The 19,263-nt window shown below is 51.6% G+C and carries 15 protein-coding genes, 2 tRNA genes, 3 rRNA genes and 1 pseudogene; 14 read left to right on the top strand and 7 right to left on the bottom strand.

The window, feature by feature from the left end; genetic code table 11:
* The first annotated feature begins 87 nt into the window (after positions 1-87).
* From HV302_RS25290 to rrf, 5 genes are all read left to right on the top strand, one after another.
* Positions 88-1,629 (top strand): 16S ribosomal RNA (locus HV302_RS25290).
* Positions 1,630-1,700: 71 nt separating this feature from the next.
* Positions 1,701-1,777: transfer RNA gene (locus tag HV302_RS25285), tRNA-Ile, on the top strand.
* 108 nt (positions 1,778-1,885) lie between these two features.
* Positions 1,886-1,961 (top strand) — tRNA-Ala (locus tag HV302_RS25280).
* Positions 1,962-2,169: 208 nt separating this feature from the next.
* Positions 2,170-5,076 (top strand): 23S ribosomal RNA (locus tag HV302_RS25275).
* Positions 5,077-5,170: 94 nt separating this feature from the next.
* Positions 5,171-5,286 (top strand): 5S ribosomal RNA (rrf, locus tag HV302_RS25270).
* Together the 16S, 23S and 5S rRNA genes with 2 tRNA genes alongside form the textbook arrangement of a ribosomal RNA operon.
* Positions 5,287-5,576: 290 nt before the next feature.
* Here the strand turns inward: rrf and mobB are convergent.
* Positions 5,577-6,095 carry a molybdopterin-guanine dinucleotide biosynthesis protein MobB gene (gene mobB, locus HV302_RS25265; protein ID WP_181626737.1) on the bottom strand — a complete coding sequence of 173 codons (519 nt, stop codon included), beginning with the start codon at positions 6,093-6,095 and terminating at the stop codon, positions 5,577-5,579.
* Positions 6,077-6,604, bottom strand: coding sequence for a molybdenum cofactor guanylyltransferase MobA (mobA, locus tag HV302_RS25260; protein ID WP_019077952.1), 528 nt, complete (start codon positions 6,602-6,604; stop codon positions 6,077-6,079). Before mobA ends, mobB begins: the two co-directional genes overlap by 19 nt.
* A gap of 126 nt (positions 6,605-6,730) precedes the next feature.
* On the opposite strand from mobA, the gene HV302_RS25255 reads away from it, so the two are divergent.
* From HV302_RS25255 to dsbA, 3 genes are all read left to right on the top strand, one after another.
* The gene (locus HV302_RS25255) at positions 6,731-7,000 is read left to right on the top strand and encodes a YihD family protein (RefSeq protein ID WP_003028616.1); all 270 of its coding nucleotides are present in this window, start codon (positions 6,731-6,733) and stop codon (positions 6,998-7,000) included.
* A gap of 76 nt (positions 7,001-7,076) precedes the next feature.
* Positions 7,077-8,063 carry a serine/threonine protein kinase gene (locus tag HV302_RS25250; protein ID WP_181626736.1) on the top strand — a complete coding sequence of 329 codons (987 nt, stop codon included), beginning with the start codon at positions 7,077-7,079 and terminating at the stop codon, positions 8,061-8,063.
* Positions 8,064-8,079: 16 nt separating this feature from the next.
* Positions 8,080-8,703, top strand: a complete 624-nt coding sequence (gene dsbA, locus HV302_RS25245; protein ID WP_181626735.1) for a thiol:disulfide interchange protein DsbA — start codon at positions 8,080-8,082, stop codon at positions 8,701-8,703.
* Between the two features lie 13 nt (positions 8,704-8,716).
* Here the strand turns inward: dsbA and HV302_RS25240 are convergent, their stop codons facing one another.
* Positions 8,717-9,577 carry an acyltransferase gene (locus tag HV302_RS25240; protein ID WP_233623861.1) on the bottom strand — a complete coding sequence of 287 codons (861 nt, stop codon included), beginning with the start codon at positions 9,575-9,577 and terminating at the stop codon, positions 8,717-8,719.
* Here HV302_RS25240 and HV302_RS28470 point away from each other — a divergent pair.
* The 3 genes from HV302_RS28470 (at position 9,471) to HV302_RS28695 (ending at position 13,022) form a co-directional block, all read left to right on the top strand.
* Positions 9,471-9,806, top strand: a complete 336-nt coding sequence (locus HV302_RS28470; RefSeq protein WP_326928779.1) for a hypothetical protein — start codon at positions 9,471-9,473, stop codon at positions 9,804-9,806. The two genes, HV302_RS25240 and HV302_RS28470, sit on opposite strands and share 107 nt — an antisense overlap.
* A 215-nt stretch (positions 9,807-10,021) precedes the next feature.
* Positions 10,022-12,808 (top strand): DNA polymerase I, encoded by a 2,787-nt coding sequence (gene polA / locus HV302_RS25235; protein ID WP_016155158.1) that lies wholly within the window; start codon positions 10,022-10,024, stop codon positions 12,806-12,808.
* A 166-nt stretch (positions 12,809-12,974) separates the two neighbouring features.
* Complete coding sequence (locus HV302_RS28695; protein ID WP_071892919.1) at positions 12,975-13,022, top strand: spot 42 RNA, inhibition of DNA synthesis; 48 nt, start codon at positions 12,975-12,977, stop codon at positions 13,020-13,022.
* Positions 13,023-13,141: 119 nt separating this feature from the next.
* On the opposite strand, the gene yihA is transcribed toward HV302_RS28695, so the two are convergent.
* Positions 13,142-13,774 carry a ribosome biogenesis GTP-binding protein YihA/YsxC gene (yihA, locus tag HV302_RS25230; RefSeq protein ID WP_005121851.1) on the bottom strand — a complete coding sequence of 211 codons (633 nt, stop codon included), beginning with the start codon at positions 13,772-13,774 and terminating at the stop codon, positions 13,142-13,144.
* 209 nt (positions 13,775-13,983) lie between these two features.
* Between yihA and HV302_RS25225 the strand changes: the two are divergent.
* The 3 genes and pseudogenes from HV302_RS25225 (at position 13,984) to hemN (ending at position 16,409) form a co-directional block, all read left to right on the top strand.
* Positions 13,984-14,232 (top strand): annotated as a pseudogene (locus HV302_RS25225) (hypothetical protein).
* A gap of 105 nt (positions 14,233-14,337) precedes the next feature.
* Positions 14,338-14,847, top strand: coding sequence for a Der GTPase-activating protein YihI (yihI, locus tag HV302_RS25220; protein WP_019077947.1), 510 nt, complete (start codon positions 14,338-14,340; stop codon positions 14,845-14,847).
* 188 nt (positions 14,848-15,035) lie between these two features.
* Positions 15,036-16,409 (top strand): oxygen-independent coproporphyrinogen III oxidase, encoded by a 1,374-nt coding sequence (gene hemN, locus HV302_RS25215; protein ID WP_016155160.1) that lies wholly within the window; start codon positions 15,036-15,038, stop codon positions 16,407-16,409.
* Positions 16,410-16,496: 87 nt separating this feature from the next.
* Here the strand turns inward: hemN and HV302_RS25210 are convergent, their stop codons facing one another.
* From HV302_RS25210 to glnL, 3 genes are all read right to left on the bottom strand, one after another.
* Positions 16,497-16,607 carry a YshB family small membrane protein gene (locus HV302_RS25210; protein ID WP_003028631.1) on the bottom strand — a complete coding sequence of 37 codons (111 nt, stop codon included), beginning with the start codon at positions 16,605-16,607 and terminating at the stop codon, positions 16,497-16,499.
* 112 nt (positions 16,608-16,719) lie between these two features.
* A complete protein-coding gene (gene glnG / locus HV302_RS25205; protein ID WP_016155162.1) occupies positions 16,720-18,129 on the bottom strand; it encodes a nitrogen regulation protein NR(I) in 1,410 nt (469 codons plus the stop codon).
* 11 nt (positions 18,130-18,140) lie between these two features.
* Complete coding sequence (gene glnL, locus HV302_RS25200; protein ID WP_016155163.1) at positions 18,141-19,190, bottom strand: nitrogen regulation protein NR(II); 1,050 nt, start codon at positions 19,188-19,190, stop codon at positions 18,141-18,143.
* Between the last annotated feature and the right edge of the window lie 73 nt (positions 19,191-19,263).

The following is a 19,263-nucleotide window of genomic DNA, read 5'->3' as shown; positions in this document are numbered from 1 at the left end:
CTTAACGTCGCAAGACGAAAAATGAATACCAAGTCTCTGAGTGAACACGTAATTCATTACGAAGTTTAATTCACGAGCATCAAACTTAAATTGAAGAGTTTGATCATGGCTCAGATTGAACGCTGGCGGCAGGCCTAACACATGCAAGTCGAACGGTAGCACAGAGGAGCTTGCTCCTTGGGTGACGAGTGGCGGACGGGTGAGTAATGTCTGGGAAACTGCCCGATGGAGGGGGATAACTACTGGAAACGGTAGCTAATACCGCATAACGTCGCAAGACCAAAGAGGGGGACCTTCGGGCCTCTTGCCATCGGATGTGCCCAGATGGGATTAGCTAGTAGGTGGGGTAACGGCTCACCTAGGCGACGATCCCTAGCTGGTCTGAGAGGATGACCAGCCACACTGGAACTGAGACACGGTCCAGACTCCTACGGGAGGCAGCAGTGGGGAATATTGCACAATGGGCGCAAGCCTGATGCAGCCATGCCGCGTGTATGAAGAAGGCCTTCGGGTTGTAAAGTACTTTCAGCGAGGAGGAAGGTGTTGTGGTTAATAACCGCAGCAATTGACGTTACTCGCAGAAGAAGCACCGGCTAACTCCGTGCCAGCAGCCGCGGTAATACGGAGGGTGCAAGCGTTAATCGGAATTACTGGGCGTAAAGCGCACGCAGGCGGTCTGTCAAGTCGGATGTGAAATCCCCGGGCTCAACCTGGGAACTGCATCCGAAACTGGCAGGCTAGAGTCTTGTAGAGGGGGGTAGAATTCCAGGTGTAGCGGTGAAATGCGTAGAGATCTGGAGGAATACCGGTGGCGAAGGCGGCCCCCTGGACAAAGACTGACGCTCAGGTGCGAAAGCGTGGGGAGCAAACAGGATTAGATACCCTGGTAGTCCACGCCGTAAACGATGTCGACTTGGAGGTTGTGCCCTTGAGGCGTGGCTTCCGGAGCTAACGCGTTAAGTCGACCGCCTGGGGAGTACGGCCGCAAGGTTAAAACTCAAATGAATTGACGGGGGCCCGCACAAGCGGTGGAGCATGTGGTTTAATTCGATGCAACGCGAAGAACCTTACCTACTCTTGACATCCAGAGAACTTAGCAGAGATGCTTTGGTGCCTTCGGGAACTCTGAGACAGGTGCTGCATGGCTGTCGTCAGCTCGTGTTGTGAAATGTTGGGTTAAGTCCCGCAACGAGCGCAACCCTTATCCTTTGTTGCCAGCGATTCGGTCGGGAACTCAAAGGAGACTGCCAGTGATAAACTGGAGGAAGGTGGGGATGACGTCAAGTCATCATGGCCCTTACGAGTAGGGCTACACACGTGCTACAATGGCATATACAAAGAGAAGCGACCTCGCGAGAGCAAGCGGACCTCATAAAGTATGTCGTAGTCCGGATTGGAGTCTGCAACTCGACTCCATGAAGTCGGAATCGCTAGTAATCGTGGATCAGAATGCCACGGTGAATACGTTCCCGGGCCTTGTACACACCGCCCGTCACACCATGGGAGTGGGTTGCAAAAGAAGTAGGTAGCTTAACCTTCGGGAGGGCGCTTACCACTTTGTGATTCATGACTGGGGTGAAGTCGTAACAAGGTAACCGTAGGGGAACCTGCGGTTGGATCACCTCCTTACCTTAAAGAACCGACCTTTGTAGTGCTCACACAGATTGTCTGATGAAAATTAGCAGTAAGAAAATCTCTGCAGGCTTGTAGCTCAGGTGGTTAGAGCGCACCCCTGATAAGGGTGAGGTCGGTGGTTCAAGTCCACTCAGGCCTACCAAATTCGCCTCCGTGCTGTGTTACGGCGATGCTCGCATACTTCAGTATGCTTCGCACCACCGCGCCTTGCCCGGAAACGAATTAGGGTACAGAGATTAGCATTTACGATGGGGTTATAGCTCAGCTGGGAGAGCGCCTGCCTTGCACGCAGGAGGTCTGCGGTTCGATCCCGCATAGCTCCACCATCCTTTACTGCAAAAACACAAGAAAACTTCAGAGTGTACCTGAAAAGGTTCACTGCGAAGTTTTGCTCTTTAAAAATCTGGATCAAGCTGAAAATTGAAACGACACACTGTTTCATTTCTCCGTAAACAAGAAATGAAAAGCGGTGTGTCCTAGTCTCTCAAATTTTCGCAATACTGAAGTGTTTTACGAAACATCTTCGGGTTGTGAGGTTAAGCGACTAAGCGTACACGGTGGATGCCCTGGCAGTCAGAGGCGATGAAGGACGTGCTAATCTGCGATAAGCGTCGGTAAGGTGATATGAACCGTTATAACCGGCGATTTCCGAATGGGGAAACCCAGTGTGATTCGTCACACTATCATTACGTGAATACATAGCGTAATGAAGCGAACCGGGGGAACTGAAACATCTAAGTACCCCGAGGAAAAGAAATCAACCGAGATTCCCCCAGTAGCGGCGAGCGAACGGGGAGCAGCCCAGAGTCTGAATCAGCATGTGTGGTAGTGGAACGGTCTGGAAAGTCCGACGGTACAGGGTGATAGTCCCGTACACAAAAGTGCATGTGTTGTGAACTCGAAGAGTAGGGCGGGACACGTGGTATCCTGTCTGAATATGGGGGGACCATCCTCCAAGGCTAAATACTCCTGACTGACCGATAGTGAACCAGTACCGTGAGGGAAAGGCGAAAAGAACCCCGGCGAGGGGAGTGAAAAAGAACCTGAAACCGTGTACGTACAAGCAGTGGGAGCCTCTTTATGGGGTGACTGCGTACCTTTTGTATAATGGGTCAGCGACTTATATTCTGTAGCAAGGTTAACCGAATAGGGGAGCCGAAGGGAAACCGAGTCTTAACTGGGCGTTAAGTTGCAGGGTATAGACCCGAAACCCGGTGATCTAGCCATGGGCAGGTTGAAGGTTGGGTAACACTAACTGGAGGACCGAACCGACTAATGTTGAAAAATTAGCGGATGACTTGTGGCTGGGGGTGAAAGGCCAATCAAACCGGGAGATAGCTGGTTCTCCCCGAAAGCTATTTAGGTAGCGCCTCGTGAATTCATCTTCGGGGGTAGAGCACTGTTTCGGCTAGGGGGTCATCCCGACTTACCAACCCGATGCAAACTGCGAATACCGAAGAATGTTATCACGGGAGACACACGGCGGGTGCTAACGTCCGTCGTGAAGAGGGAAACAACCCAGACCGCCAGCTAAGGTCCCAAAGTCATGGTTAAGTGGGAAACGATGTGGGAAGGCACAGACAGCCAGGATGTTGGCTTAGAAGCAGCCATCATTTAAAGAAAGCGTAATAGCTCACTGGTCGAGTCGGCCTGCGCGGAAGATGTAACGGGGCTAAACCATGCACCGAAGCTGCGGCAGCGACACTATGTGTTGTTGGGTAGGGGAGCGTTCTGTAAGCCGTTGAAGGTGGCCTGTGAGGGTTGCTGGAGGTATCAGAAGTGCGAATGCTGACATAAGTAACGATAATGCGGGTGAAAAACCCGCACGCCGGAAGACCAAGGGTTCCTGTCCAACGTTAATCGGGGCAGGGTGAGTCGACCCCTAAGGCGAGGCCGAAAGGCGTAGTCGATGGGAAACAGGTTAATATTCCTGTACTTGGTGTTACTGCGAAGGGGGGACGGAGAAGGCTATGTTAGCCGGGCGACGGTTGTCCCGGTTTAAGCATGTAGGCGGAGATTCCAGGTAAATCCGGAGTCTTGTTAACGCTGAGGTGTGATGACGAGGCACTACGGTGCTGAAGTAACAAATGCCCTGCTTCCAGGAAAAGCCTCTAAGCATCAGGTAACACGAAATCGTACCCCAAACCGACACAGGTGGTCAGGTAGAGAATACCAAGGCGCTTGAGAGAACTCGGGTGAAGGAACTAGGCAAAATGGTGCCGTAACTTCGGGAGAAGGCACGCTGATATGTAGGTGAAGTGATTTACTCATGGAGCTGAAATCAGTCGAAGATACCAGCTGGCTGCAACTGTTTATTAAAAACACAGCACTGTGCAAACACGAAAGTGGACGTATACGGTGTGACGCCTGCCCGGTGCCGGAAGGTTAATTGATGGGGTTATCCGTAAGGAGAAGCTCTTGATCGAAGCCCCGGTAAACGGCGGCCGTAACTATAACGGTCCTAAGGTAGCGAAATTCCTTGTCGGGTAAGTTCCGACCTGCACGAATGGCGTAATGATGGCCAGGCTGTCTCCACCCGAGACTCAGTGAAATTGAACTCGCTGTGAAGATGCAGTGTACCCGCGGCAAGACGGAAAGACCCCGTGAACCTTTACTATAGCTTGACACTGAACACTGGTCCTTGATGTGTAGGATAGGTGGGAGGCTTTGAAGTGTGGACGCCAGTCTGCATGGAGCCAACCTTGAAATACCACCCTTTAATGGCTGGTGTTCTAACGTAGACCCGTGATCCGGGTTGCGGACAGTGTCTGGTGGGTAGTTTGACTGGGGCGGTCTCCTCCTAAAGAGTAACGGAGGAGCACGAAGGTTAGCTAATCCTGGTCGGACATCAGGAGGTTAGTGCAAAGGCATAAGCTAGCTTGACTGCGAGAGTGACGGCTCGAGCAGGTGCGAAAGCAGGTCTTAGTGATCCGGTGGTTCTGAATGGAAGGGCCATCGCTCAACGGATAAAAGGTACTCCGGGGATAACAGGCTGATACCGCCCAAGAGTTCATATCGACGGCGGTGTTTGGCACCTCGATGTCGGCTCATCACATCCTGGGGCTGAAGTAGGTCCCAAGGGTATGGCTGTTCGCCATTTAAAGTGGTACGCGAGCTGGGTTTAGAACGTCGTGAGACAGTTCGGTCCCTATCTGCCGTGGGCGCTGGAGAATTGAGGGGGGCTGCTCCTAGTACGAGAGGACCGGAGTGGACGCATCACTGGTGTTCGGGTTGTCATGCCAATGGCATTGCCCGGTAGCTAAATGCGGAAGAGATAAGTGCTGAAAGCATCTAAGCACGAAACTTGCCCCGAGATGAGTTCTCCCTGACCCTTTAAGGGTCCTGAAGGAACGTTGAAGACGACGACGTTGATAGGTCGGGTGTGTAAGCGTAGCGATACGTTGAGCTAACCGATACTAATGAACCGTGAGGCTTAACCTTACAACGCCGAAGGTGTTTTGGCGAAGAGACACGAAATTCAGCTTGATTACAGATGACATCGACATGCGAAAAGCGTGTTGATAAACAGAATTTGCCTGGCGGCTGTAGCGCGGTGGTCCCACCTGACCCCATGCCGAACTCAGAAGTGAAACGCCGTAGCGCCGATGGTAGTGTGGGGTCTCCCCATGCGAGAGTAGGGAACTGCCAGGCATCAAATAAAAACAAAAGGCCCGGTCGAAAGACCGGGCCTTTTGTTTTATCTGTGGTCTGTCGGTGAGTGCTCTCCTGAGGAGGACAAATCCGCCGGGAGCGGATTTGAACGTTGCGCAGCAACGGCCCGGAGGGTGGCGGGCAGGACGCCCGCCATAAACTGCCAGGCATCAAATAAGTGAAGAAGCCCATCCTGCCGGATGGGCTTTTTTGCGTCTGCAGGGAGTGAGAACTGCCGGAGGTGACCTCCCGCCTTATCTGGCCTACAAAGGCGTATCACGACACAGCAGCTATCTACTTATCCATTGCGTAACAAAATCGGCAACTTGCTGTATATCGTTGATATCTAACAATGGAACATCCACCGCAAGCGGAATATCACTGGCAACCGCGATAACATAGTTGTCTATCGCCAGGTCCTCTGGACTGTGCCCGCAACCGTCGCGAAAAAGAACGATCTTAGCAACAGGTTCATGCTTAAAGCCCTCAACCAACACCATATCCAGTGTAGAAGCATCCATCCTGCTTACCAGGTACGCTAAATCCAGTTCAGGCTCTTCCGGGGTTTCTACCATTAATGCCCAACGCTGCTGGCTGGCGACCAGGGTTTGCGCTGCACCGGCTTTGCGTAGCTCATAGCTATCTTTGCCGGGCTTATCAACATCCATATTGTGATGAGTATGCTTAATCAATCCGGGACGAATGCCTCTGGCACGTAGCACCGGGATCAATTTTTTAAGCAGCGTAGTTTTTCCCGTTCCGCTCCATGCTGCTATAGCGAGTAATGGGATCATGATTTGTCCTGCCATTTTGCAAGTTCTTCAGGGGTGTTCACGTTCACGAACGCATCTTTATGATCGCTGAAATCGACAGCATGACCGCCAGCCTGGCGCATAAAGACCATGACGCGTCTTTCACCGGACTGAAGATAATCCTGTAGCAAGGGTTGCATGGTGCGGTGCATTAGCGCAATGGTCGGATGATCTCTTTCGCCATCATGCACCCAGACAACCGGTGCAGCTTTGCGCTGCTCCTTCAAACGTTTGACCAGATCGTGAGGAATATAGGGCATATCGCACGGGCAGAACAGAAACCACTCCCCCGCTTGCTGCAGGAATACCGATAGCATCCCGGCCAGTGGGCCAGGGAAATCGGCCAATGAATCAGGGATAACTTTCAGGCCGCTTTGTTGGTAAATATCCCGGTGGCGATTGGCATTAACCACCACGGTTTCGACCTGTAAAGCGAGGGTATCGGCTACGTGCCGCCAAAGAGGTTTACCGTCCAGCTCAAGCAGACCTTTATCGGTTCCGCCCATCCGTCTGGCCTTACCGCCTGCCAGCACAACCCCTGTTATTGCACTATCCAGAATCACTGATATCGCCTCTTTTAATGTGGGATTGACCCTGCTAACGTATCTGTATTGAGCCTAAGGAGCACAACCATGAAATGTAAACGTCTGAATGAAGTTATTGAACTCCTCCAGCCGGCTTGGCAGAAGGAACCCGATCTTAACCTGATGCAATTTTTACAGAAACTGGCGCAAGAGTCAGGTTTTGACGGCGAACTGGCGGATTTAACTGATGACATTCTGATCTATCACCTGAAAATGCGTGACTCGGCGAAAGATGCCGTCATCCCAGGTATTCAGAAAGATTATGAAGAAGATTTTAAAACCGCACTACTCCGCGCACGTGGCGTAATTAAAGAGTAAAAGCTTGTAATCGCCACCACCGAAAGCGCTGCGAAATGATATCCTGAATCATTCGTAGTATTTTCCGGATGATGGGATGAACGACAAAGCTTTTAATTTCCAGACGCTACACCCGGATACCATCATGGATGCACTGTTTGAGCAGGGGATCCGGGTGGACTCCGGGCTTACCCCGCTTAACAGCTATGAAAACCGTGTCTATCAATTCCAGGACGAAGACCGTCGACGCTTTGTCGTTAAGTTTTATCGCCCTGAACGTTGGTCCGTCGATCAGATCCAGGAAGAGCACCAGTTTGCTCTGGAACTGGTAAGCGATGAAGTCCCGGTAGCTGCACCGCTGGTACTAAGCGGCCAAACGCTGTTAAGCCATCAGGGTTTCCATTATGCGATCTTCCCCAGCGTCGGCGGGCGGCAGTTTGAGGCCGACAATATCGATCAGATGGAGGCGGTGGGGCGCTATCTGGGGCGTATGCATCAGACCGGATGCAAGCGTACTTTTGCCTTTCGCCCGACGATTGGCCTTGAAGAATACCTGACTGAGCCACGTAAACTTTTTGAACACGCACAGTTGATCCCATCAGGGCAAAAAGCGGCTTTCCTGAAGGCAACGGATGCGCTTATCGCGGTCGTAACCGAACGCTGGCATGCACGTTTTACCACGTTACGTCTGCACGGTGATTGTCATGCCGGTAATATTCTGTGGCGCGATGGTCCGATGTTTGTCGATTTAGATGATGCCCGCAATGGCCCGGCTGTTCAGGATTTATGGATGCTCCTCAATGGCGATAAAGCTGAACAACGCATGCAGCTTGAAACCATTATCGAGGCTTATGAAGAGTTTAGTGAGTTCGACACCTCTGAAATCGGACTGATAGAACCTTTACGCGCTATGCGTTTAGTTTATTATCTTGCCTGGCTAATTCGACGTTGGGCTGACCCTGCGTTTCCAAAAAACTTCCCGTGGTTAACCGGGGAAGATTACTGGCATCGTCAGACCGCGACCTTTATTGAGCAGGCGAAAATTCTGCAAGAGCCCCCCTTACAATTAACGCCAATGTATTAATCGGAGAAATTTGAACATGAAAAAATTATGGCTGGCGCTGGCTGGTATGGTTTTAGCTTTTAGCGCATCTGCAGCGCAGTTCCAGGATGGCAAACAATACATCACTCTGGAAAAGCCTGTTGCGAGTGAACCGCAAGTGTTGGAGTTCTTCTCCTTCTACTGCCCGCACTGCTATCAGTTTGAAGAAGTTCTTCACGTCTCTGATAACGTGAAGAAAAAACTGCCTGAAGGCACCAAGATGACCAAGTACCACGTCGAGTTTCTGGGGCCTTTGGGCAAAGATCTGACGCAAGCTTGGGCCGTTGCTATGGCGCTGGGCGTTGAAGATCAAGTAACCGTTCCGTTGTTTGAAGGTGTTCAGAAAACCCAGACCGTTCAGTCTGTAGCTGATATCCGTAAAGTGTTTGTCGACGCGGGTATTAAGGGTGAAGACTATGATGCGGCATGGAACAGCTTCGTGGTGAAATCACTCGTGGCGCAGCAGGAAAAAGCGGCGGCTGATTTACAGCTGCAGGGCGTTCCGGCAATGTTCGTGAATGGCAAATATCAGGTAAATCCGCAGGGCATGGATACCAGCAGCATGGATATCTTTGTACAACAGTATGCGGATACCGTGAAGTATCTGGTTGGTCAGAAGTAAAAGCAAAAGCCGGTCACTTGTGCTGACCGGCTTTTTCATATGAGGCTTTAATCGCGTCGAGCTGCGCGTCTTTCTCACTCCACAGCGTATTAAGCCATAGCTGAAACCGACGCTTGAATCCCTTATCGTTCACGTAATCACCGTGCAACTCTTCATGAATTGGCTCCAGATTTACCCGCACGACAATACGCGTTAGCTTACCGCTCAGCATATCGTAGAACGGTCGGCTGCTATTTTCCGGATAGCACAACGTGACGTTCAACATTTTATCGAACTGCGACCCCAGTACGTTCAATGCCATCGCAATACCGGCCGCCTTTGGAGGGAGCAAGTTTTGATAAGGAGAGCGGGTTTGCTCACATTTCTCTTTGGTAAAGCGTGAACCTTCGACAAAATTCACAATAGTTGTCGGGTGTACGCGAAACTTCTCGCAGGAACGACGCGTTGTTTCGACATCTTTACCGCGCCGTTCTGGATGACGGAGCAGGTAGCCACGCGAATAGCGTTTCATAAACGGCATATCCAGCGCCCAGCAGGCCAGGCCAATAAAGGGCACCCAGGCCAGTTGTTGCTTGAGGAAATATTTATTCATGGGGATGTGCTTACGGAACAGCACGCAAAGCACAACGATGTCAGCCCAGCTGTAATGGTTACAAATGAGCAGATACCAGTTTTTCTTGCTAAGACCTTCCAGTCCCTCGACATCCCACTTCAGTCGCGGATTGAGGTGTAGCAGTAGCGCCAGACCTTCACACCAGCAGTACATCATGAAATTACAGAAGACAGAAACCTTGCGCCAGACAACGGGAACGGGCAAAAGGAGTTTTACAACTCCGGCAAGGATGATCGGCACAGAACAAAAAATCGTGACCAATATGGTCAATACGATACTCAGCAACAGCGTTATCGCAGCGAGTATTCTCGTCATAATTAAATTATTCAAAAGGTTAGCCATAGATAGTGCGCTAAAGAGGCGCAAGGGGCTGATTTTATCAGAAAACGAACCAAATGATGGATCTTCCCTGAATAGAAAAAAAGGGAATATCTATCCACATCAGGATATAAGCTGTATAAATGGAATAAAATGCTACGCATTTAATTAAGCTTCTGAAATATATGTATAAAATAAATGATGTGTTAATTTTATTGCTATATTTAAAGAGCTGAAAATTATTTATTCACAAAGTTATCCACAGTCTTCTTTGCGATCAAAGCAGAAGATCTACAAAAGTTTTTCGACAAATGCGGCGAAAAACTCATGTTTTCATCCTGTCTGTGGCATCCTTTACCCATAATCTGATAAACAGGCACGGACATTATGGTTCAGATCCCAGAAAACCCACTTATCCTTGTAGATGGCTCCTCTTACCTGTATCGCGCATACCATGCGTTCCCGCCGCTGACTAACAGTGCAGGAGAACCTACTGGCGCGATGTATGGTGTCCTCAACATGCTGCGTAGCTTGATTCTGCAATATCAGCCGACCCATGCTGCGGTGGTATTCGACGCTAAGGGTAAAACCTTCCGTGATGAGTTATTCGAACACTACAAGTCACACCGCCCACCCATGCCGGACGATCTGCGTGCGCAGATTGAGCCTCTGCATGCGATGGTAAAAGCGATGGGGTTGCCACTGCTGGCCGTTTCGGGCGTGGAAGCAGACGATGTCATTGGTACGCTGGCGCGGGAAGCAGAGAAGGTGGGTCGTCCGGTGCTGATTAGTACCGGTGATAAAGATATGGCTCAGTTGGTGACGCCGAATATCACCCTGATCAACACCATGACCAATACGATCCTCGGCCCGGATGAAGTGGTGAATAAATATGGTGTTCCACCAGAACTGATCATCGATTTCCTGGCGCTGATGGGGGATTCCTCAGATAACATCCCTGGCGTTCCTGGCGTAGGTGAAAAAACCGCGCAGGCTCTGCTGCAGGGGCTGGGGGGGCTGGATACCCTCTATGCTGAATCAGACAAAATCGCGGGGCTGACTTTCCGTGGTGCGAAAACTATGGCGGGCAAGCTTGAGCAGAATAAAGAGGTAGCGTACCTCTCTTATCAATTAGCTACCATCAAAACGGATGTTGAACTGGAGTTGACCTGCGAGCAGTTGGAAGTACGTCAGCCGGCAGCGGATGAACTACTTGGCCTGTTTAAACAGTACGAATTCAAGCGTTGGGTTACTGACGTTGAAGCGGGTAAATGGCTACAGGCGAAAGGAACGAAGCCGGCGGCAAAACCACAGGAAACTATCGCCGTCGATGAAACGCCTGAGGGGCCGGCCACGGTTCTCTCGTATGATAACTATGTGACAATTCTGGATGAAGCGACGCTGGAAGAGTGGATTGCGAAGCTGAAAAAAGCGCCTGTCTTTGCCTTCGATACTGAAACTGACAGCCTGGACAACATCTCTGCGAATCTGGTTGGCCTGTCTTTTGCCATTGAACCGGGTGTGGCTGCATATGTTCCTGTTGCCCACGATTACCTGGACGCCCCCGATCAGATCGCTCGCGACCGCGCGCTGGCATTGCTGAAGCCGCTGCTGGAAGATGAGAACGCGCATAAAGTCGGGCAAAACCTGAAGTATGATCGCGGTATCCTGGCGAACTATGGCATCGAACTGCGTGGCATCACCTTTGACACCATGCTCGAATCCTACATTCTTAACAGTGTCGCTGGCCGACACGATATGGACAGCCTCTCGGACCGCTGGCTGAAACATAAAACCATCACCTTTGAAGAGATCGCCGGAAAGGGCAAAAACCAGCTGACTTTTAACCAGATAGCGCTGGAAGAAGCCGGACGTTACGCTGCAGAAGACGCCGACGTTACGCTACAGCTCCATCTCAAAATGTGGCCAGAATTGCAGCAGCATAAAGGACCGCTGAACGTCTTTGAAAATATCGATATGCCGCTGGTTCCTGTTTTGTCTCGCGTTGAGCGCAACGGTGTGAAAATCGATCCGGCTGTTCTGCACAAACATTCAGAAGAGCTGACGCTGCGTTTGAACGAGCTGGAGCAAAAAGCGCACGAGATCGCCGGAGAAGCGTTTAACCTCTCTTCCACCAAGCAACTGCAAACTATCCTGTTTGAAAAGCAGGGTATTAAGCCGCTGAAGAAAACCCCTGGCGGCGCGCCATCAACGTCGGAAGAGGTACTGGAAGAGCTCGCGCTCGATTACCCATTGCCGAAAGTGATCCTGGAATATCGCGGCTTAGCAAAACTGAAGTCGACCTATACGGATAAGCTTCCGTTGATGATTAACAAGAAAACCGGGCGCGTTCACACCTCCTATCACCAGGCGGTGACCGCTACCGGGCGCTTGTCATCCACGGATCCAAACCTGCAGAACATCCCGGTACGTAATGACGAAGGTCGTCGTATTCGTCAGGCGTTTATTGCGCCAGAAGACTACGTGATTGTCTCCGCAGACTACTCACAGATTGAGCTGCGTATCATGGCGCATCTCTCGCGTGATAAAGGTCTGCTTACCGCATTTGCCGAAGGGAAAGATATTCACCGCGCAACGGCTGCGGAAGTCTTTGGCTTACCGCTGGATTCCGTGACTGGTGAACAACGCCGCAGCGCGAAAGCCATCAATTTCGGTTTGATCTACGGGATGAGTGCCTTTGGTTTGGCGCGCCAGTTGAATATTCCGCGTAAAGAAGCACAGAAGTACATGGATCTCTACTTCGAACGCTACCCTGGCGTGCTGGAATATATGGAACGCACCCGTGCACAGGCAAAAGAGCAAGGTTATGTCGAAACGCTGGAAGGGCGTCGTCTCTATTTACCGGATATTAAATCCAGTAATGGCGCTCGTCGCGCTGGTGCAGAGCGCGCGGCAATTAACGCCCCGATGCAGGGTACTGCCGCAGACATTATCAAACGAGCCATGATTGCGGTGGACGGATGGCTGCAAACCGAGCAACCACGTGTGCGCATGATCATGCAGGTACACGATGAACTGGTGTTTGAAGTGCATAAAGATGACCTCGAAAGCGTCTCTAAAAAGATCCATCAACTGATGGAAAACGAGACCCAGATTGATGTGCCGTTGCTGGTGGAAGTCGGTAGTGGCGAAAACTGGGATCAGGCGCACTAAGGGTTTACTGAATAACGCCCCTTTTTCGTAACTAAGCAACATAAGATAGAACTTTTTGTGATGTCCATTAGAATTCCCTATGTAAGGAATGAAAAAAAATTACAAAAAGTGCTTTCTGAGCTGCTCAAAAAAGAGTAAAGTTATTCACGTAGGGTACAGAGGTAAGATGTTCTATCTTTCAGACCTTTTACTTCACGTAATCGGATTTGGCTGAATATTTTAGCCGCCCCAGTCAGTAATGACTGGGGCGTTTTTTATTGTGCGAAAGAAAAGTTTCGTACAGGCTGTAGGCCGGATAAGACGCGCAGCGGCGCTATCCGGCATATCGGTGGGTTACTCCCCGTCCTGCATCTCTTCAATCGGCGCCAGTTCACTAAACCAGCTATCCAGCTTCTGCCGAAGTTTGTCCACGCCCAGTTTTTTCAGTGATGAAAATGCTTCTACCTGTACATCACCGTTAAATGCCAGTACGGCTTCACGTACCATATTCAACTGGGCTTTGCGCGCACCGCTGGCCAGCTTGTCTGCTTTAGTCAGCAGTACCAGAACCTGAACGTTGCTCTCAACCGCCCACAGGATCATCTGCTGGTCGAGGTCTTTTAGCGGGTGACGAATATCCATCAATACCACCAGACCTTGCAGGCTCTGACGTTTTTCCAGATATTCAGCCAGCGCGCGCTGCCATTTGCGCTTCATCTCTTCCGGAACTTCGGCATAACCGTATCCTGGCAAATCGACCAGGCGTTTGCCGTCAACGACTTCAAACAAGTTGATGAGCTGAGTACGACCCGGCGTTTTAGATGTACGCGCCAGACTCTTTTGATTCGTCAGGGTATTTAGCGCACTGGATTTGCCTGCGTTGGAACGGCCAGCAAAAGCCACTTCGATACCGGTATCGGAAGGTAAGTGGCGAATATCAGGCGCACTCATCACAAAGTGCGTCTGTTGATAATTCAAGTTAGTCAAAGCAGTCCTCTCCATCAATCAGGGCTTTGCAGCGATTATACCTGAACCCCAGCAAAAGGCTGGTTTTTCGACGCGTAGGCTATGTAAGTAAAAACCTCGCACTTTGTGAGACATTGCCGATAGTTTCTATACGAGATGACAGAGTAAAAAATGACGTAACTAAAATAAATCATATAGTTAAGATAAGGCACTATTCTTAAAGTCCGAAATTGTTACCCAGGTTACTTGTACGTTTAAACCAAAGCGGTAAAGTAGCGCCCATAGCGAGGAAGCTGACAGGATAGTCGACTCAGGATGAGGGTCAGGAGCGCCAGGAGGCGAAGACACAGGATTGTCAGGGAGACAAACGTCCGGAGACGTTAGTAAAAGGAAATGGAAACAACACGGAATGTTTCAGGCTAAGGGAAAAACAGGGTGTGTTGATAGCCAACAGGGATTGTAGAGCCCGTAAGGGTTGAGAGTCAGGAAAAAAGGCGACAGATTACTCTGTCGCCTTTTTTCTTTATTTCTGCTAGATTCCGGCGCAATTATATACTGAATAAAACAGCCAAAGACGAATCATGATGAAACCAACTTCTACACCACGCGGTAAAGGTCCTGCAAAAGCGCGTCGTAAAACACGCGAAGAAATTAATCAGGAAGCTCGCGACCGTAAGCGCCAGAAAAAACACCGTGGTCATGCGGCGGGTAGCCGTGCGTCCGGTAGCGAAGGCGCATCTGGTGGCGGAAACCAAAATAAGCAAAAAGATCCTCGTATTGGCAGCAAAAACCCCATTCCATTGGGCGTGACCGAAAAAGTCACCAAACAGCACAAACCGAAGAGTGAGAAACCTATGCTTTCACCACAGGCTGAGTTGGATTTACTGGAAACAGATGAGCGCCTGGATGCGCTGCTGGAGCGTCTTGAAGCAGGAGAAACCCTGAGCGCGGAAGATCAGACCTGGGTTGATGCCAAGCTGGACCGCATCGATGAGCTGATGCAAAAGCTGGGTCTTTCTTACGATGACGAGGAAGAAGAGGAAGAGGAAGAAAAGCAGGAAGACATGATGCGTCTGCTGAAAGGCGGCAACTAACGGTTTTACACCGTGGGTCTTCCCGTCCTGCTTATAACCCTTCCGGTTATATGTTATCTGGTGTGGTTATTCGTTAAACTACAGCGGTTGTCGCGGCGACAGAAGTGGCTGCGCAACCGGCTTATCACCCGCACTGGGGTTAAGCCGGTACGCCGTACCCGCCAGAGACGCCATCGGAAGGAGTGAGCATGTCAGAGCAGTTAATAGACTGGGACCTGGCCCTGATCCAGAAATATAACTATTCCGGGCCACGATATACCTCGTACCCGACCGCGCTGGAGTTTTCTGAAGACTACGGCACAGAAGCATTTCTAAAGGCCGTGGCGCGTTATCCTGAGCGTCCGCTCTCGCTGTACGTTCACATCCCGTTCTGCCACAAACTGTGCTACTTCTGTGGCTGCAACAAGATTGTGACTCGCCAGCAGCATAAAGCAGATCAATATCTCGATGCCCTGGAACAAGAAATTATCCATCGCGCACCGCTGTTCGCCGGACGCCATGTCAGCCAGCTGCACTGGGGCGGCGGCACGCCAACGTATCTGAATAAAGCGCAAATCAGCCGTTTGATGTCACTGCTGCGTGGCAATTTCAACTTTAACGACGATGCCGAAATCTCGATCGAAGTGGATCCGCGTGAAATCGAGCTGGATGTCCTTGATCATTTACGCGCTGAAGGTTTTAACCGTTTGAGCATGGGAGTGCAGGACTTCAACAAAGAAGTCCAGCGCCTGGTGAACCGTGAGCAGGATGAGGAGTTTATCTTTGCGCTGCTGAATCATGCGCGGGAGATTGGCTTTACCTCAACGAATATCGATCTGATTTATGGCCTGCCAAAACAGACGCCAGAGAGCTTCGCCTTTACCCTGAAACGCGTGGCTGAGCTGAATCCAGACCGTCTGAGCGTCTTTAACTACGCGCACCTGCCGACGCTGTTTGCTGCCCAGCGCAAGATTAAAGATGCCGACCTGCCCAGCGCGCAGCAGAAGCTGGATATCCTGCAGGAGACCATCTCTTCACTGACCGAAACTGGCTATCAGTTCATTGGCATGGATCACTTTGCCCGCCCGGATGACGAACTGGCCATTGCTCAACGCGAGGGCGTTTTGCATCGCAATTTCCAGGGCTATACCACCCAGGGGGATACCGATCTGCTGGGGATGGGCGTATCGGCCATCAGTATGATTGGCGACAACTACGCGCAGAATCAGAAAGAGCTGAAGCACTATTACCAGCAGGTAGACGAGCAGGGGAATGCGCTGTGGCGCGGAATTGCCCTGACCCGCGACGACTGCATTCGTCGGGATGTTATTAAGCTCCTGATCTGCAATTTCCGCCTCGACTATGCTGCCGTGGAACAACAATGGGATCTGAACTTCGCTGACTATTTTGCCGAAGACCTGAAACTGCTGGCGCCGCTGGCGAAAGATGGGCTGGTGGATGTGGATGAGAAGGGGATTCAGGTTACGTCGAAGGGGCGTCTGCTGATTCGTAATATTTGCATGTGCTTCGATGCATATCTGCGCCAGAAAGCGCGTTTGCAGCAGTTCTCGCGCGTTATTTAGCCGGGTTGCCCGGTGGCGCTTCGCTTACCGGGCCTACGAAATCTCAATACGTAGGTCGGGTAAGCGAAGCGCCACCCGACAAACCCGCTAGCTGAACAGCCCAACCAGCGCCGCACACAGCACGGCGGCAACCGCAGTTTGTGGCGTATGGCTTTCAACTGCACCGCTCGATAGCAGATTTATCATTGATTCCAGCATGATGACTTCCCCCCGTTTGCCGGGCACGATCATACTTAACTCATCGGAACAGTAAAGCGCAAAATAGCAGCAATTTGCGCTCAATTATCAATCTTTACACAGTGACCGATCGTCACTCCATTCCGAGTTCTTTTAACTTTCGCGTCAAGGTATTACGGCCCCAACCGAGCAGCCGTGCCGCTTCCTGTTTATGCCCCTGGGTATGGCGTAGCGCAGTGGTCAGCAGCGTGCGCTCCATCTCCGGTTGAGCCTCTGAAAGCAGGTTTTGATGACCGGAACGTAATGCCCGATCCGCCCACTGTGCCAACAGGGTTGCCCAGCTGTCTGGCTGCATATGGGACGGTGCGTCAGGCACGGTGGTTTCAAACAGTTCGGTCGGTAAGTCCTGAATGAGTACCTCCTGTCCGGCGGCCATTACGGTTAACCAGCGACAGGTATTCTCAAGCTGACGCACGTTTCCCGGCCATGACAGACGGGTGAGCGCCGCCTCGGTTTCAGTGTGTAATTGCTTGGCTTCTACTCCCAGTTCGCGGGCGGCCTCCTGCAGGAAATGACGCGCCAGGCGTGGGATATCTTCCCGACGTTCGCGCAGTGGCGGCAGATGCACCCGGATGACGTTCAGGCGATGGAATAAGTCCTCACGGAATTTGCCTTCCTGCACCCGCAGTTCCAGGTTCTGGTGCGTAGCGGCGATAATACGTACGTCCACCTTCACAGGCGCATAACCGCCAACGCGGTAAAACTGTCCATCGGCTAATACGCGCAATAAACGCGTCTGCACGTCCAGCGGCATATCGCCAATTTCATCGAGGAACAGCGTGCCGCCGTCTGCCTGTTCAAAGCGCCCCTGACGAATCGTATTCGCCCCGGTAAACGCCCCTTTTTCATGGCCAAACAGCTCAGACTCGATCAAATCTTTCGGAATAGCAGCCATGTTCAGCGCGATAAACGGTGCTTTGACGCGCGGGCTATGACGGTGCAACGCATGGGCGACCAGCTCTTTACCGGTCCCGGACTCTCCGTTAATCAATACGCTGATTGAAGAACGGGACAGGCGACCAATAATGCGAAAGACGTCTTGCATTGCCGGTGCTTCGCCGATGATGTCGGTTGTTGGGCCGTTGATCTGAACATTACGCGGTTGCTGCTGTTCCTGATAATGGCTGATGGCGCGTTCGACCAGCGCCACGGCTTCATCAATATCAAAAGGTTTGGGCAGATAATCAAACGCCCCTTGCTGGTAGGCGCTGACGGCAGCATCCAGATCGGAGTGTGCGGTCATTATGATGACCGGAAGCATCGGATGCCGCTGTTTGATCTGTTTTAACAGCGTCAGGCCGTCCATGCCCGGCATACGGATATCCGACAGCAGTACGTCCGGCGTTTTGCTGGCCAGCGCGTCCAGTACCTCTTTACCACTCTCAAATGTAGTGCAGCTTAGTCCTGCCCCTGCGAGCGCACGTTCAAGCACCCAACGGATGGAACTATCGTCATCAACTACCCAGACTATTCCTCGTTGCATAAACGTCACCTTTATTTCCTGATAGGCAGGTAAACCGAGAACTCGGTATGACCCGGCCAACTGGTAAATTCAATTTTGCCGGAATGTTGATCAATCAAATTACGGGCGATGGATAATCCAAGGCCGGTACCGCCTTCGCGACCGCTGACCATTGGGTAGAACAGCGTGTCCTGCAAATGCGAGGGAATTCCCGGGCCGTTATCCTCAACATCAATCCGCGCCGCCAGACGATAACGCATACCGTGCAGCGTGAGCTGAAACGCGGTGCGGGTACGCAGAATAATCTCGCCGCCTTCCGGTCCCAGCGCCTGCAAAGCATTGCGCACGATGTTCAGCAAAACCTGCTCGATCTGGTCCGGGTCGTGCAGTAATTCAGGCAGACTCGGGTCGTAATCACGAATCAGCGTGACGTTTTCCGGCAGCTCCATCGAGACCAGCGCTACCACGCGCTCCGCCACTTTGTGAATACTTTCCGTGACGTGCATTCCCGGCTGTTGCGGTCCCAGCAAACGGTCGACCAGATTACGCAGGCGGTCGGCCTGCTCAATAATGACTTTGGTATATTCGGTCAGCGCCGGGTCCGGAAGCGCTTTACTGAGCAGTTGCGCCGCGCCGCGTAATCCACCCAGCGGGTTTTTAATTTCGTGCGCCAGGCCACGCACCAGATCGCGGGCAGCAATCTGCTGGGCGTGCTGGAGCTGTTCCTGGCTCAGACGGCGCTGGTTATCCATTGGCGCCATCTCCAGCAGGATAAGGCCATCAGGCAGCCTCTGAGCGGTCACAGAGAGGATGTGTGAGTGGCTATCTATCACCAGCGTCACTTCGTTATCCGTAAAGCCCTGGCCTGCTTCCAGGCTCTCTCGCATCAGCCCGATGTTTAAGGAGAAATAACTCAACAGATCGGGAAGTGGGGTACCAAACAGTTTGCGGGAGCTTTGGGCGAGCAGCTGTTGTGCCGCCGGGTTGGCGTAATGTACCGCCAGCTCATCGTCGACGAGTAAGATGCTGTTGATTAAAGAATTGAGGATCTGCCCAGCATCGGGCAGCGTGCCGGTTGCCATTCAGCAGTCTCCTGAAAAGTGTTGCACCAATTTAGTGCATTATAGCTTTTTACATCAAAAAAGCGCGAGGAAG

The sequence above is a fragment of the Citrobacter sp. RHBSTW-00859 genome, assembly GCF_013729795.1.
GTDB classification, from domain to species: Bacteria; Pseudomonadota; Gammaproteobacteria; order Enterobacterales; family Enterobacteriaceae; genus Citrobacter; species Citrobacter braakii.
The sequence above is the reverse complement of the archived record's forward strand: the minus strand, read 5'-3'. Positions and strand labels throughout refer to the sequence as shown.

What these genes read in the sequence shown, in the direction of transcription:
- HV302_RS25250 (WP_181626736.1), top strand. Translation starts at nt 7,077, where the DNA reads ATGAACGACAAAGCTTTTAATTTCCAGACGCTACACCCGGATACCATC.
- HV302_RS25255 (WP_003028616.1), top strand. Translation starts at nt 6,731, where the DNA reads ATGAAATGTAAACGTCTGAATGAAGTTATTGAACTCCTCCAGCCGGCT.
- HV302_RS25210 (WP_003028631.1), bottom strand. Translation starts at nt 16,607, where the DNA reads ATGCTGGAATCAATGATAAATCTGCTATCGAGCGGTGCAGTTGAAAGC.
- HV302_RS28470 (WP_326928779.1), top strand. Translation starts at nt 9,471, where the DNA reads ATGAAATTACAGAAGACAGAAACCTTGCGCCAGACAACGGGAACGGGC.
- glnL (WP_016155163.1), bottom strand. Translation starts at nt 19,190, where the DNA reads ATGGCAACCGGCACGCTGCCCGATGCTGGGCAGATCCTCAATTCTTTA.
- mobB (WP_181626737.1), bottom strand. Translation starts at nt 6,095, where the DNA reads ATGGCAGGACAAATCATGATCCCATTACTCGCTATAGCAGCATGGAGC.
- glnG (WP_016155162.1), bottom strand. Translation starts at nt 18,129, where the DNA reads ATGCAACGAGGAATAGTCTGGGTAGTTGATGACGATAGTTCCATCCGT.
- hemN (WP_016155160.1), top strand. Translation starts at nt 15,036, where the DNA reads ATGTCAGAGCAGTTAATAGACTGGGACCTGGCCCTGATCCAGAAATAT.
- yihI (WP_019077947.1), top strand. Translation starts at nt 14,338, where the DNA reads ATGAAACCAACTTCTACACCACGCGGTAAAGGTCCTGCAAAAGCGCGT.
- mobA (WP_019077952.1), bottom strand. Translation starts at nt 6,604, where the DNA reads ATGGGCGGAACCGATAAAGGTCTGCTTGAGCTGGACGGTAAACCTCTT.
- dsbA (WP_181626735.1), top strand. Translation starts at nt 8,080, where the DNA reads ATGAAAAAATTATGGCTGGCGCTGGCTGGTATGGTTTTAGCTTTTAGC.
- polA (WP_016155158.1), top strand. Translation starts at nt 10,022, where the DNA reads ATGGTTCAGATCCCAGAAAACCCACTTATCCTTGTAGATGGCTCCTCT.